The sequence below is a fragment of the Streptomyces sp. NBC_00647 genome (assembly GCF_045207245.1).
GTDB lineage: Bacteria > Actinomycetota > Actinomycetes > Streptomycetales > Streptomycetaceae > Streptomyces.
The window spans coordinates 890,812-904,072 of record NZ_CP109040.1 but is presented as its reverse complement, the minus strand read 5'-3'; the positions used below and the strand labels follow the sequence as shown (position 1 = coordinate 904,072).

Genomic DNA, 13,261 nt, shown 5'->3' with positions numbered 1-13,261 from the left:
TGTCTCTCGGGGGTTCAGGCGTTCAGGCGTTCAGGAGGGCGCGCAGGGCCGCGCGTTCGGCCCGGTCGGCCGGCGCGGAGTGCAGCGTGGGCGCGGAACGGATGAGCAGGCGCGTATAGGCGTGCCGGGGCCGGGCGATGACGTCGTGCGCCGTGCCCGTCTCGACCAGTTCGCCCTGGTACAGCACGGCCACACGGTCGGCGATCCCGGCGACGGAGCCGAGGTCGTGGGAGATGAAGACGAGGGCGACTCCGTCGTCGCGGAGTTCCTTGAGGATCTGCAGGATCTGGACGCGGTTGGCGGAGTCCAGGGCGCTGACCGGCTCGTCGAGGATGACGAGGCGAGGTTCGGTGACCAACGCCCGGGCCACCGCGACGCGTTGGCGCTGGCCGCCGGAGAGCTCACCTGGCAGCCGGTCGAGCAGGTCCTCGGAGAGCCGGACCCGGGAGAGGAACGCGCGGATCCGGGCGGCCGCCGTGTCGCGGGACTCGCCCCGGACGAGGAGCGGTTCGGCCAGGGAGGCCTCGACGGTGAGATCGGGGTCGAGGCTGCGCAGCGGGTCCTGGAAGACGTACTGGATCACACCGCGGCGGCGCAGGGTGCGCCACTGGCGTCCGCTGTACGCGCTGACGTCCTCGCCGTCGACGGTGACGGACCCGGCCGAGGCGCGCACCAGCCCGAGCACGGCCCGCGCAAGGGTGGACTTGCCCGAGCCCGTCTCGCCGATGATGCCGAGGGTCTCGCCCGGCGCGAGGCTCAGGGAGACGCCGTGCAGGGCGCGTCGGCGTCGCCGGCGCAGACCGTAGTGCACATCGAGGTCCTTGACCTCCAGGACCGGGCGCTCGGGCGCCTCCCGGGTCGCGGACTCCGGGTCCGTACCGGTGCTCGCGGTCTCGGTGCTCATGCGTCCTCCTCGGGCGCGAGGAACTTCTCCAGGCCGTACTGCTCGTGCTCGGCGATCAGCAGCCGGGTGTACTCGTGCCGCGGACGGTGGAGCACGTCGCGGGTCGGGCCCTGCTCGACCACCTCGCCCTGGCGCATGACGAGGACCTCGTCGCACAGCTGGGCGACGACGGCCAGGTCGTGGGAGACCACGAGGAGGGCCAGTCCGGTCCGCTCGCGCAGGTCCGCCAGCAGGTCGAGGATCTCGGCCTGGACGGTGACGTCGAGCGCGGTGGTGGCCTCGTCGGCGATGAGGATCCGTGGGCCGGCGGCGATCGCCGTGGCGATGAGGACTCGTTGGAGCATGCCGCCGGACAGTTCGTAGGGGTACTGGCCGTGCACGAGCTCCGGGTTGCGCAGATGGACGGCGCGCAGCAGGTCGATCGCCCGGAGGTGCGCCGCGCGGCGCTTCAGCCCCTTCTTGACCCGGAGGACCTCGGCGATCTGGGCGCCCACCCGGATCGACGGGTTCAGGTAGGACGCCGGATCCTGGAAGACCGCGCTGATCGTGGCGCCCCGCAGGTCCGTCCACCGGGCGGGGGACAGACCGGCGATGTCGGTGCCGTCGATCTCCACCGAGCCGCCGGTGATCTCGAAGTGAGGGGGCAGGATGCCCAGCGCGGCACGGCAGGTGAGGGTCTTGCCGCTGCCGGACTCGCCGACGATGCCGACGGTCCTGCCGGGCGTGAGCGTGAAGCTCACGCCGTGGACGATCTCCCGGCCGCCTGCCCGGTCGCCGATGCGGACGTCGCGTACGGCGAGCACCGGCGACGGCGGTTCGGCCGGCTGCCCGGGGTCGGGTTCGCCGAACTCCTCGGCCTCGGTGAGGAGTTTCTCGGACAGAGTGGCCATCACACACCTCCTGCGGGAGCGGGGCCGGCCTCGGCGCGGCGGTTGGCACGGGCCTTGCGGTTGTTGACCAGGGCGCGGCCCGCTTCGCCGGAGACGTCGCGGATCGCGTCGGCGAGGAGGTTGCAGGCCCAGACGGTGACCATGATCAGCAGGGCGGGGGCGAGCGGCGCCCACGGCTGGTGGCTGAGGTAGCCCAGATCCGAGGCGAGCAGGCCGCCCCACGTGGGCGCGGGGGGCTGGACCCCGATCCCGAGGAAGGTCAGGCTCGACACGATGACGAAGCCGACACCGATGGTTTGGGCGAGCGCGACCGCGATCGGCGGGAGCACCTTGGCCCAGACGTGGCGGCGTACGATCCAGCCGATCGAGGCACCGGAGACGATCGCGGCCTCCACGTACGGCGAGCGGGCCACGGCCAGGGTGGCCGCGCGGGCCACGCGGTAGAACAGCGGGGACACCAGCGCGCCCGTGACCAGCATCGCCTGCGTGAGACCGTTGCCGAGCAGCGCGATGACGGCGACGGCGAACAGCAGGAACGGCAGGGCGACGAGGGTGTCGGTGAGCCGGAGGGTGACCCATTCGAAGACCCGGCCGAGATAGACCGACAGGATGCCGGGGACGGCCCCGATGGCCAGGGCCGTGAGGGCGACCTCCAGGGCGCCGAGGATGCTGACGCGGGAGCCGTCGAGGAGCCGGCTCAGCACGTCACGGCCGAGGTAGTCGGTCCCCAGCCAGTGGCCTCCGGAGGCGGCGGCGAGCGTGTGGTCGCTGGTCGCCAGGGGGTTCTGGGGAGCGAGCAGCGGCCCGAACAGGGCGAGCAGGGCGATCGCGGCGAGGACGGCCACGGCGATCCGGCCGGTGGTGAGCGAGAGGACGCGGCGCACCATGGTCACACCCCCCGCTGAGAGGCCGGCGTGACGCGCGCCAGCACCAGGTTGACGATCAGGTTGAAGGCGACGACCAGGACGATCGACACCACGAGGACTCCCTGCACCGCCGGTACGTCCCCGGCCTGCGCGGAGTCGTTGGCGAACCGTCCGAAGCCCTGGAGCCCGAAGATCCATTCCGTGACGACGGAGGCGCCGACCAAGGCCGGGAACTTCAGGCCCAGCATGGCGAGCGCGGGCCCGAGGCCGTTGCGCAGCACATGGGCGAAGAAGATCCTGCGCGGACTGAGGCCGCGGACCACCGCGCCGGTCACGTAGTTCTCGCCGTAGGCCGCGACGAGGCTGCCGCGCAGTTGCCGGGCGACGTCGGCGACGACGTCGAAGCTCAGCGCGACGGCCGGGAGCGTGATGTGGGCGAGCCAGGGCCCGAACCCCTGCTCAGCCGGGACGTATCCGGCCGACGGGAACAGATGCAGTCCCACCGCGAAGACCGCGACCAGCACGATCCCGACGACGAAGGCCGGCATCACCGAGATAACCGTGACGAAGCCCGTGATCGCGCGGTCGACCCAGGTGGTGCGGCGCAGGGCCGCGACCGTGCCGAGGGCGAAGCCCGCGACCACGCCGATGAGCAGGGCGAAGGTCGCGACCGACAGGCTCACGCCCAGGCCGAGGCCGATGAGGGTGGAGATGTCGGCGCCGTTGGTCCAGCTCGCGCCGAGCTGTCCGTGCAGGACGCCGCCGAACCAGTCCCCGTACTGGACGAGGAAGGGACGGTCGAGGCCCCAGTGGGCCTCGACGCGGGCGACCGCTTCGGGTGTCGCCTCCTCGCCCAGCTGGATACGGGCCGGGCTGAGCCCGCTGAGCGACCGCAGCGCGAAGGTCACGGCGGTCGCGACCAGGAAGACGGGCACGAAAATGGCGACCGACCGGGCGAGGGTGGCCAGGACGCGGCCCAGCGTGTGCCGTGTCCTGGCCGCGGCGGCCGGGAGACGGACGTCGGGTGCGGCCGGTGCCTCCGTCGTCGTCATGGGTTGCCCCCTCTCTGTGAAGGACGGAGGTGTCAGTTGCCGCCGGCGATGGTCACGCCGGTCCAGTCGATGTGGGCGGGGTTCTTCGGCAGGTCGGAGATGGACTTGCTCTTGGCGATGAGGTTGGGCGAGGCGTACGTGAAGACCAGCGCCTTGCTCTTCAGGCCGGCCCGGGTCGCGGCCTGGAGGACCTTCGTGTAGTCCGGCGAGTCCAGCGGGGTCTGACGGACCTTGGCGATGGCCGCCTCGAAGCCGGCCGGCTCATAGGGCGAGCTGAGGTTGAGCGGGCCGTTCGGGCCGAAGTGCGCGGTGAGGGTCTGCGCCGCGGAGTCACGCCCCGTGGTGCCGTACAGCGAGAACGTCAGGTCCTTGGCGAAGAACGGAGTGGCCCAGTTCTTGTCGATCTTGATGGTGACGGTGATGCCGACCTTGGCCAACTGCGCCTGGACGATCTCGGCTTGGGGGTCCTCGGCCGGGATGACGAGGTTGAGCTTGATGTCGCCGGACTTGTAACCGGCCTCGCTCAGAAGCTTCTTCGCCTTCGCGGGGTCGTAGGCGTAGTCGTTCTCCGACTGCGGGTCGAAGGCGACATAGCCCTTGGGGAAGGGCTGGTTGGTCGCCGAGCCGTAGCCGAAGGTCAGCTTGTCGACGAACTCCTGACGGTTGACCGCGTAGCGGACCGCGTCGACGACCTTGTCGTTGTCGAACGGCGCCTTGTTGGTGTTGAGGCTGATGTTGGCGGCGTTGAAACCGGGCTGCACGAAGACGTCGAGTCCGGCCTTCTTGGCGGCGTCGGCCTGACTGGGCGCGATGTCGGCGAAGTTGTAGACGCCGGTCTGGAGACCGGAGACCACGGTGGAGGCGTCCGGGGCGGAGGTCAGCTCGACGTTGTCGATGTGGATGTTCTTGGCGTCCCAGTAGTCCGGGTTCTTCTTCAGCACGGCCTTGGTGCCGGGGACGAGCTGGGTGACGGTGAACGGGCCGGCGCCGACCGGGTTCTGGTCCAGCTTGCCGGGGGAGGCGGCCGCCTTGGGGCTGGCGATCTGCAGGACGCGCTCGCCGAGCAGTTGGGGGATCTGGTAGTCGACCTGGCTGAGGTGGATCACCGCGTCCAGGCCCTTGGCGTCCACCGACTTGATCGAGGTCAGGTCGCCGAAGAGAGCGGAGTTCTTCTGCTTCTTGGCCCGTTCGATGGCGGCCTTCACGGCGGCACCGTCGACCGGCGCACCGTCACTGAACTTCAGGTGGGGACGCAGATGGAAGGTGATCACATCACCCTTGCCGTTGTACTCCCAGCTCTTGGCCAGGTCCGGGACGGCCTTCCCGTCCTCGTCGGTGCGGGTCAACGAGGCGTACACCAGGGCGAGTTCGCGGAACTGCGCGCCGCTGCCGCCGACGACCGGGTCCCAGTGGGTGGGGAAGTAGGAGGAGGTCCACTTCAGCGCGGCGCCGGCGGCGGACGACGACGCCTCGTCGCCGCAGGCGCTCAGTGCGGGGACGAGCACGGTGGCCAGGGCGGTCCCGAGGGCGGCGGTGCGCAGCCGGCCGGGGCGCCGGGGAAAACGGAGGGCCGCTGCGGGGGTGCGGGGCGTGAGTCGTCCGGACATCAGTTTTCTTTCTGCGAGGGCTCCCGCCCGCGCCGGGGCAGCGGAGAGGGAGCAAGGGCGGCATGCCCCGCCGAAAGACGCCGCGCAGGCCGGGACGGGCATGCCTGCGTGGGCTTCGGTGCGCACGGGGGCATGCCGCGCTCAGGGCATGAGGCGGTGGCGGATCGCGGGGAGCGCCGGGAGGCGAAGGGAGCGGAAGCGACGAAACGCTGAGAGAGCGGCGCGCGATGACGAGGGCCGGGCGGCGGAACGGCGCGGGGCCGGTGCCGGCGGGAGGGACGTCAGGCGCCTGGGGGCCGCGGTTGGCGGGCGGTCAGCGACAGAGAGCGCTGCAGGTGCGCCGCAGGTCCACGTAGCGGCACACCACGCCGGGGTGCGTCGTGAGCATGGTGCACATCCTGGGGCCGGTTCTCAGCCGCTGTCAATGGACACCAATTGGTGTCTCATTGGGCGGGACGGGCCTGACCGCTGATCAGAAGCCTTTCAGGGCGCGGCGGGAGCGCCGCGGACGCCGGCCGGGTGCACCGCGGCCTCCTCCGGATCCAGCCACAGCGGGCCGTTGCCGGTCTCCACGCGGACGGCGGCCGCGGGAGGCCACGGGCCGTCGGTCAGCAGTTCGCGCTCCGGACCGGTCAGACTCCGGTAGAGCGCGAGTGCATCCGCGGGAGCGGGTCGCACGGGCGCCGACAGCAGCCCGGGGCTCAACTCGTCGAACGCCGCCGCGTACTCCTCGTAGGGCCGCCAGCCGGGTACGACGCGACGCCCCGCGGGCGCGCGGACCAGCAGCGTCGGCAGCGCGTAGCGGTACCCCCCGTCGGCGGTCTCCTTGGCGGCGCCGGGATGCGGTGACCCACCGCGCACCGACAGCACCTCGCGGACCGGCCGGCGCGCCTCGGCACGGTCGGCACGCACCGCCTCCAGTACGGCCGCCGACGCCGCGTCGGCGGCCAGCCGCTCATGGTCCAGGCCGGGCACGCCCCGTACCGCGGACAGTGCGAGCACGGAGGTGTCCGCGGGCTCCCCGAGCACGAAGACGCTCTCCCGCAGCCGCCGAAGCACCCGTTCGGCGACCTCGCCGCCCTGCCGTTCGGCGGCCTTGGCGACCAGCGAGGACGGCCACGAACTCGCCGCGACCCGGCTCAGCCGCCGCGCCCGCGGCGCCCGCGTATGGGCGCCGATGTCCTCGACATAGCGCGCGTACCAGGCGGTCTCCGCCGCCGGATCGGGCGGCGGGTCGTCGTCGTGGTCGAACAGGACGCAGTACACGCGGCGCCAGCGGACCCGTCCGGCGAGCGCGGCGCGCAGCCGCCGGAACACGGGCTCCGAGCCCCAGGCCCAGGGGCACAGCGGGTCGGTGTACTCCACCACCTCCACCGCGGGCGGGTCCGGCGGGGCCGTCACGCGGCCCCCTTCCGGTTCAGGGCTTCGCCCGCGTCGGCGGGCAGCAGCGTGGCCAGGGTCGTGCCGCCCAGAACCGCGGCGGCGTCCGCCTCGATACGACGCCACACCTCCGGCAGTCCGGAGGCGGGACCCGGGTAGTCGAGACCGGCCAGCGGCTCGCCCCGCAAGGTGATCAACTCACCGTCCACGGCGCGCGCGACATCCAGCAGGGTGATCTCGTCGGCGGGCCGGCCGAGCCAGTAACCGCCCTCGCAGCCACGCTGACTGCGGACCAGGCCGGCCCGGCGCAACTCGCCCACCACGGACTTCAGGAACCGGAACGGAACCTGCTGCGAGGAGGCGATGGCCTCGCATGTGAGCGGGCGGGCCGGCTCGCGGGCGAGCTCCAGCAGGGCCCGTGCGGCGTAGTCCGCCTTCGCGGAGATATGCATGCGCACATGATGCCCGACACGGTGCCCGGCACGAGGGCCTCCACGGGTTCCCCACCTATATTGCGGGAACATTGCCGCAGGTGAAGGGCAATGGACACCTCTTGACATCCTTTTACGGGCCGCTCTAGCGTCCCCGTCCATGAGCGAGCCGTTGACCACCCCCGGCGAAGGTTTCCACCCCCATCTGCACGACACCGCGGGGGAGTCGCCGGCACCCCTGCGCACCCGTCTGCACCACATCCGTGCCGACGCTCTCGACGGCGACACGGCGCAGACCGGCGGCATGCGCAGATTCGCCGCCGTCAGCGGCAACACCGTCGGCTCCGAGAAGCTGTGGATGGGCCAGACCCACGTCGCCCCCTCCACCTCCTCCTCCGACCACCACCACGGGGCGTCCGAGACCGCCATCTACGTGGTCAGCGGCCACCCCGAATTCGTCTTCCTCGACGACTCGGGGGCACAGCCCGAGGAGGTACGGCTGCGCACCTCTCCCGGCGACTACATCTTCGTGCCCCCTTTCGTCCCGCACCGCGAGGAGAACCCGGACCCCGCGGAAGAGGCCGTCGTCGTCATCGCCCGCAGCACCCAGGAGGCGATCGTGGTCAACGTGCCGCAGCTGTACGTGTTGCGGCCGGGCCAGGAGGCCTGAGTACGGTAGCCGGGAGATCGTCCGCGACCGGCGGACCCAGCGGCTCCTGGAAGGAACCATCGAGATCATGTGCGTCATCGTGGCCCGCGCCCTGACGGGGGCGTTCGCATGAGCGGCACCGGGGCGCACGGCGCCGACGAATCCGTTCTGCTGCACACCGACGGACGAGCCGCCCACCTCACGCTCAACCGGCCGAAGGCCCTGAACGCCCTGAACCACGCTATGGTGCGCCGGATCGACGAGGCGCTCACCGCCTGGGAGCACGACCCGGCCGTCGAGACCGTGGTCATCACCGGCGCCGGAGAGCGCGGACTCTGCGCGGGCGGCGACATCCGCGTCGTCCACGACGACGCGCGCGACGGGGACGGCACCGCGTCCGCCGCGTTCTGGCGCGACGAGTACCACCTCAACGCCCGCATCGCCCGCTACCCCAAGCCGTACGTGGCGGTCATGGACGGCATCGTCATGGGCGGCGGCGTCGGCGTCTCCGCGCACGGCGGCGTCCGGGTCGTCACCGAGCGCTCACGGATCGCCATGCCCGAAACCGGCATCGGCTTCGTTCCCGACGTCGGCGGCACCCATCTGCTCGCCCGCGCACCCGGCGAACTGGGCACGCATCTCGCCCTGACGGGTGCCTCGATCGGCGCCGGCGACGCCCTGCTGTGCGGCCTCGCCGACCACTGCGTACCGTCCACGTCGCTGCGGCAGTTCGTGTCCGACCTCGCCGACCGGCCCGTACGGGAGGCTCTGGCCGGCCACGCGCAGCCACCGCCCCCGGCCGAGCTGGCGGAGCGGCGGGAGTGGATCGACGCCTGCTACGCCGCGGACACGGTCGAGGAGATCGTGCGGCGGCTGCTCGCGGTCGGCGACCCGGCGGCCAAGGAGACGGCGGAGATCCTCCTCGGCAACTCGCCCACCGCCGTGAAGGTCACGCTCGCCGCCCTGCGCCGCGCGCGCAGCCTCGGCAGCCTGGAGCGGGTACTGGACCAGGAGTACCGCGTCTCCTGCGCGGCCCTGTCCTCCCCCGACCTGGTGGAGGGCGTCCGGGCCCAGATCATCGACAAGGACCGCCACCCGCGCTGGTCCCCGGCCACCCTCGGCGAGGTCACCGACGCCGACGTCGAGCGCTTCTTCGCGCCCTTGGGCGTGCGTGAACTCGGGCTCGCGCCCAGCACGGCGACGGACGCACGGTGAGCAGGACCGTCGCGCGCACCGGACCGGTGCGCGGGAGCGATCCGTGTCCCGTTGGTGGTGTACGCACCGAACTCCGCCCGCGCACGCACGAGTTGTACGCCGCCGAGGTCGTACGCGGCGGGACGGCGCGCCACTTCTCCGGGCGGCGGCCGAATCCGCACCGGTGACCCACCGTGCACAAGGGACCCGCCACCTGGGACGAGAGGAAGATCACGGCAGGTGGTGCGGTCTTGGCCGTGAACTCGCCACGCGGTACGGTCGGTCCGATATTGATGACGTCAAGACGGAAGCCGGTGGAAATCCGGCACGGTCGCGCCACTGTGAACGAGACGCTCCAGCCACGCTGGGCGCCGCGTGAGTCAGACCCGTAGGCGTCATCCTGTGCACCACCGAGATGGGACGCGAACTCCCGAGGAGGTCCTGCCATGGCGCAGACCGTCGCCCAGCCGACAGCCACCACCCCCGTTCTTCCCGCCAAGCTGCCGCTGAAGGCGATTGCTCCCTGGGCGGTCTTCTTCGGCATCCTGATGCTGGTCCTGCTGTACTTCGTCGGCGCCGAACAGGGCGCCACCGCCGTCGTCTCCGGCGAGGACGTCCACGAGTGGGTGCACGACGCCCGCCACCTGCTCGGTTTCCCCTGCCACTGACGCGAGGGACAGCGCACACTCATGAACTCCGCAACGGTAAGAAACCTGCTCGTGCGAGGCATGCTCGCCGGCCTCGCCGCCGGCCTGCTCGCCCTCGTCGTGGCCTACTTCCTCGGTGAACCGAGCGTCGACAGCGCGATCGGCTTCGAGGAAGCGCACGCCTCCGGGCACGATCACGAGGTCGAACTCGTCTCCCGCAGCCTCCAGTCCACCGCCGGCCTGGCCACCGGCGTCCTGATCTACGGAATCGCCTTCGGCGGTATCGCGGCGCTCGGCTTCTGCTTCGCGCTCGGCCGCGTGGGCCGCTTCAGCCCGCGCGCGACCGCGCTGCTGCTGTCCGGCAGCGCGCTGCTCGCCGTGTACGTCGTGCCCTTCCTCAAGTACCCGGCCAATCCGCCGTCGGTCGGCGACCCCGACACCATCGGCAAGCGGACCACCCTGTACTTCCTGATGATGGTGCTCAGCGTGCTCCTGGCGATCGGTGCCGTCATCCTCGGCAAGCGGCTCGCACCCAGGCTGGGCACCTGGTACGCGACGATCGCCGCGGTGGCCGCCTTCGCCGTCGCGATCGGCCTGGCGTACGCCTTCCTGCCCACGTTCAACGAGGTGCCGGAGCACTTCCCCGCCACCCTGCTGTGGCGGTTCCGGACCTCCGCCCTGGCCATCCAGGCCACACTGTGGGTCGGATTCGGCCTGGTCTTCGGCGAGTTGGCCGAACGCATGCTGAACCCCAAGCCCGCGGCGGCCCCGTCCGGGCGGTCGGTGCCGGCCGCGCACTGAATCCCGCGGAACACGAGAGGGCCCCTCGGAACCGTCCAGGGGCCCTTTCGCGTTGTGTGCAACTCCGTTGTTCAGGGGCGCACACCCGTCAATTGTTCCCTTGGCGTGGGAGGCCGGGGAAGGCAGCCGAAGGCTCCTCCACGGACGGGTGGTACTGGTGTCGGCGTCAGGACGCGGGAACTTCCTCTGCATTAATCTCGAACAGCGAGCCCAGCTACGTATGAGCCCTTCCTTGGGAACGCGGTCCGCGCAACCCAGGCCGTCAACTCGGGAGACTCCCTGATCAAGCGTGGTTGCGGCAGCACTGCCGACCTTCCTCGTCGCAGCTGCGCGCCGAAGTCTTCGCACCTCTTACGCATACTTGTTGGCGACGCGTCAGCATCTCGTCGTCGAGGAGTCAGCGCCGATACTCTGTGACGAACACCAAGTGCGCGTGCAAGTTATAGCCGAGTGCTCGATCCCTGCGGATATCAGGGTTTGTTCTCGTCCTCGTGACGTAGGCACTCGGTAAATATTGCTGTGCAGTTTCGGTACAGCTTCCGCCTGTACCCGAGCGCCGGTCAACGTGCCGCGTTGGCGAGGGAGTTCGGGTGTGCACGGATCGTCTTCAACGACGCGCTCCGTGCTCGGGAGGCTGCCCGCGAGCAGGGGTTGGCGTTCCCGAAGTCAGGTGACCTGTCCAAGGCGCTGATCACTCAGGCGAAGAAGACCCCGGAGCGGGTGTGGCTCGGCGAGGTCTCGGCGGTGATCCTCCAGCAGTCCCTGCGCGACCTGAACGCCGCGTACCGGAACTTCTTCGACGGCCTCAAGGGCAAGCGTCCGCGCATGGGTGCGCCGCGTTTCAAGTCGAAGCGGGACAACCGGCAGACGATTCGTTTCACTGCGAACGCGGCTTGGCGGATCACGCCGGGCAAAAAGCTGCGGCTGCCGAAGGTCGGCGATGTTCCCGTGCGCTGGTCCCGGAAGCTGCCGTCCACCCCGTCCACTATGACGGTCGTCAAGGACGCCCCGGACGGTACTTCGCATCGTTCGTCATCGAGACCAGCCCGGAGGAAAGCCTCCCCACCACGACACCGGAGGTCGGCATCGACCTCGGCCTGGGGCACTTCGCCGTCCTCTCCGACGGGACCAAAATTGACAGCCCGCGCTTTCTGCGCCGGGCCGAGAAGCGTCTTAAGAAGGTGCAGCGGGAGCTGTCCCGTAAGCAGAAGGGGTCGAAGAACCGGGACAAGGGCAGGGTCCGCGTCGCACGGGCACACGCCCGTGTCGCGGACGCGCGCCGCGAGTTCCATCACCGGCTCTCCACGAAGCTGATCCGTGAGAATCAAGCGGTCGCCGTGGAGGACCTGGCGGTCAAGGGACTCGCGCGTACGCGTCTGGCCAAGTCCGTCCACGACGCCGGATGGTCGGCGTTCGTGAGGATGCTGGAGTACAAGGCCGCCCGGTACGGACGCACCTTCCACCGGATCGGCCGGTTCGAGCCGACCTCCCAGGTGTGCTCCGTGTGCGGGGTGAAGGACGGACCCAAGCCCCTGCACGTCCGTACCTGGACGTGCGGAGCCTGCGGGGCGGTCCTGGACCGGGATGTGAACGCGGCGGTCAACGTCGCCAAGGCCGCCGGACTGGCGGTGACAGCCTGTGGAGCGCAGGTAAGACGGGCAGCCCTGCCCGCACAGCGCGGCGAAGCAGGAACCCACCCGAAGCAACCCACACAGCCCGTGTGGGAGCAGGCGGGAATACCCGGCTTTTAGGCTCGGGAGGATGTCAATGGCCGTCGCTTCCCAGGCGGCGCAGGCGGGGCGGCTAGTGCCGTGACCGCATACGTTCGCCGGGTTCATGATCGGGTACCGGATATCGAGTTCTGTCCGATGTCGGGCTGTGGCACGATGCCGCCGTGATCACCTCAGCCATTCCGCCCGTCATTCCTGCAGGCCACATGGCCAAGCAGGCACAACCCGTGCTTGCCCTCCCCAGCGGTCTGGAGCTGCGCCCCTGGCGCGCCAGCGACGCCGACACCTTGGTAACTGCTGGCCAGGATCCGGCAATTCGCCAGTGGAACCTGCTGGCCGTGGCCTCGCTTGCGGAAGCAGGCAAGCGTATCGAGCGCATGCACGAGCGCTGGCAGAACGAGCAGAGCGCGATCTGGGCCATCGCCCGCCCGGACGGCGGCCAGGCCGTGGGCTTGATCGGCATGGATGACATCGATCTCGCTGGTGGCAGCGCCGAAATCCTGTACTGGGTCCTGCCCGCAGGACGCGGCCACGGCGTCATGGTCGAGGCCACGAAGCGCCTCAGCCAGTGGGCATTTGACCACCTTGGTCTGCACCGGCTCCGGTTGTGCCACTCGATGGCCAACCCGGCATCGTGCCGAGTAGCGACCAAGGTCGGCTTCTCCGTCGAAGGCACGATGCGCAGCGCACTGCTACATGAAGACGGTTGGCACGACCAGCATCTGCACGCCCTGGTCAAGGGCGATATCTGACTATTCCGGGTAGTCAGGCAAGGGCTTGAAGCGGACGTCCGCCCCAGCGGATGCCCTTCTCGCTTCGGATGCGGGCGCGTTCCTTGCGTTCGGCGGCCAGGACGTCACGGTGGAGGGCATTGGCGTTGCGCCAGCGCAGGTAGGAGTGCACGGCTCGGGCTGCACCGTGTGGATCTCGGCAGCGCCGCCGCGGCCACGCGCATCGGCATGGGCTGCCGCGTCTGCGAACGCCTCGACTGCCCCCAGCGCGCCGCCCCGCCCCTCGGCAGCCCGCTGCGCATCGACCAGGACACCAGCACCTTCATCCCGTATCCGGTGGCCGACTGACCGGGCCTGCGAACTCCGCCCGAAAGGTGGC

At 70.6% G+C, this 13,261-nt stretch carries 12 protein-coding genes, 3 pseudogenes and 1 riboswitch; of the genes and pseudogenes, 7 read left to right on the top strand and 8 right to left on the bottom strand.

Annotated features, from left to right (window positions below):
* Positions 1 to 22 precede the first annotated feature (22 nt).
* From OG788_RS03915 to OG788_RS03885, 7 genes are all read right to left on the bottom strand, one after another.
* Complete coding sequence (locus OG788_RS03915) at positions 23 to 904, bottom strand: ABC transporter ATP-binding protein (RefSeq protein ID WP_406369104.1); 882 nt, start codon at positions 902 to 904, stop codon at positions 23 to 25.
* Complete coding sequence (locus OG788_RS03910) at positions 901 to 1,794, bottom strand: ABC transporter ATP-binding protein (protein WP_406369103.1); 894 nt, start codon at positions 1,792 to 1,794, stop codon at positions 901 to 903. The genes OG788_RS03915 and OG788_RS03910 overlap by 4 nt, the downstream gene beginning before the upstream one ends.
* On the bottom strand, positions 1,794 to 2,681 hold the full coding sequence (locus tag OG788_RS03905; protein WP_406369102.1) for an ABC transporter permease: 888 nt from the start codon (positions 2,679 to 2,681) through the stop codon (positions 1,794 to 1,796). Before OG788_RS03905 ends, OG788_RS03910 begins: the two co-directional genes overlap by 1 nt.
* Positions 2,682 to 2,683: 2 nt before the next feature.
* Positions 2,684 to 3,712 carry an ABC transporter permease gene (locus OG788_RS03900; protein ID WP_406369101.1) on the bottom strand — a complete coding sequence of 343 codons (1,029 nt, stop codon included), beginning with the start codon at positions 3,710 to 3,712 and terminating at the stop codon, positions 2,684 to 2,686.
* Positions 3,713 to 3,744: 32 nt separating this feature from the next.
* Positions 3,745 to 5,319 carry an ABC transporter substrate-binding protein gene (locus OG788_RS03895; RefSeq protein ID WP_406369100.1) on the bottom strand — a complete coding sequence of 525 codons (1,575 nt, stop codon included), beginning with the start codon at positions 5,317 to 5,319 and terminating at the stop codon, positions 3,745 to 3,747.
* Positions 5,320 to 5,802: 483 nt separating this feature from the next.
* A complete protein-coding gene (locus OG788_RS03890) occupies positions 5,803 to 6,720 on the bottom strand; it encodes a DsbA family protein (protein WP_406369099.1) in 918 nt (305 codons plus the stop codon).
* Positions 6,717 to 7,151: an Rrf2 family transcriptional regulator gene (locus OG788_RS03885; protein ID WP_351553233.1), complete on the bottom strand. Its 435-nt coding sequence runs from the start codon at positions 7,149 to 7,151 to the stop codon at positions 6,717 to 6,719. The genes OG788_RS03890 and OG788_RS03885 overlap by 4 nt, the downstream gene beginning before the upstream one ends.
* Before the next feature lie 139 nt (positions 7,152 to 7,290).
* Between OG788_RS03885 and OG788_RS03880 the strand changes: the two genes are divergently transcribed.
* The 6 genes and pseudogenes from OG788_RS03880 (at position 7,291) to OG788_RS03855 (ending at position 12,903) form a co-directional block, all read left to right on the top strand.
* Positions 7,291 to 7,800: a cupin domain-containing protein gene (locus OG788_RS03880; RefSeq protein ID WP_406369098.1), complete on the top strand. Its 510-nt coding sequence runs from the start codon at positions 7,291 to 7,293 to the stop codon at positions 7,798 to 7,800.
* Positions 7,801 to 7,908: 108 nt separating this feature from the next.
* The gene (locus OG788_RS03875; RefSeq protein ID WP_406369097.1) at positions 7,909 to 8,994 is read left to right on the top strand and encodes an enoyl-CoA hydratase/isomerase family protein; all 1,086 of its coding nucleotides are present in this window, start codon (positions 7,909 to 7,911) and stop codon (positions 8,992 to 8,994) included.
* A 238-nt stretch (positions 8,995 to 9,232) separates the two neighbouring features.
* Positions 9,233 to 9,379, top strand: a riboswitch (cobalamin riboswitch).
* 40 nt (positions 9,380 to 9,419) lie between these two features.
* Positions 9,420 to 9,641 carry a CbtB-domain containing protein gene (locus OG788_RS03870; RefSeq protein WP_266754758.1) on the top strand — a complete coding sequence of 74 codons (222 nt, stop codon included), beginning with the start codon at positions 9,420 to 9,422 and terminating at the stop codon, positions 9,639 to 9,641.
* 21 nt (positions 9,642 to 9,662) lie between these two features.
* Positions 9,663 to 10,421, top strand: coding sequence for a CbtA family protein (locus tag OG788_RS03865; RefSeq protein WP_406369096.1), 759 nt, complete (start codon positions 9,663 to 9,665; stop codon positions 10,419 to 10,421).
* Between the two features lie 519 nt (positions 10,422 to 10,940).
* Positions 10,941 to 12,172, top strand: a pseudogene (locus OG788_RS03860) (RNA-guided endonuclease InsQ/TnpB family protein).
* Between the two features lie 185 nt (positions 12,173 to 12,357).
* Complete coding sequence (locus tag OG788_RS03855) at positions 12,358 to 12,903, top strand: GNAT family N-acetyltransferase (RefSeq protein ID WP_406376661.1); 546 nt, start codon at positions 12,358 to 12,360, stop codon at positions 12,901 to 12,903.
* 13 nt (positions 12,904 to 12,916) lie between these two features.
* Here the strand turns inward: OG788_RS03855 and OG788_RS03850 are convergent.
* Positions 12,917 to 13,060: pseudogene (locus OG788_RS03850) on the bottom strand (IS630 family transposase); the annotation flags it as partial.
* A gap of 11 nt (positions 13,061 to 13,071) precedes the next feature.
* On the opposite strand from OG788_RS03850, the pseudogene OG788_RS03845 reads away from it, so the two are divergent.
* Positions 13,072 to 13,230, top strand: a pseudogene (locus OG788_RS03845) (short-chain fatty acyl-CoA regulator family protein); the annotation flags it as partial.
* Between the last annotated feature and the right edge of the window lie 31 nt (positions 13,231 to 13,261).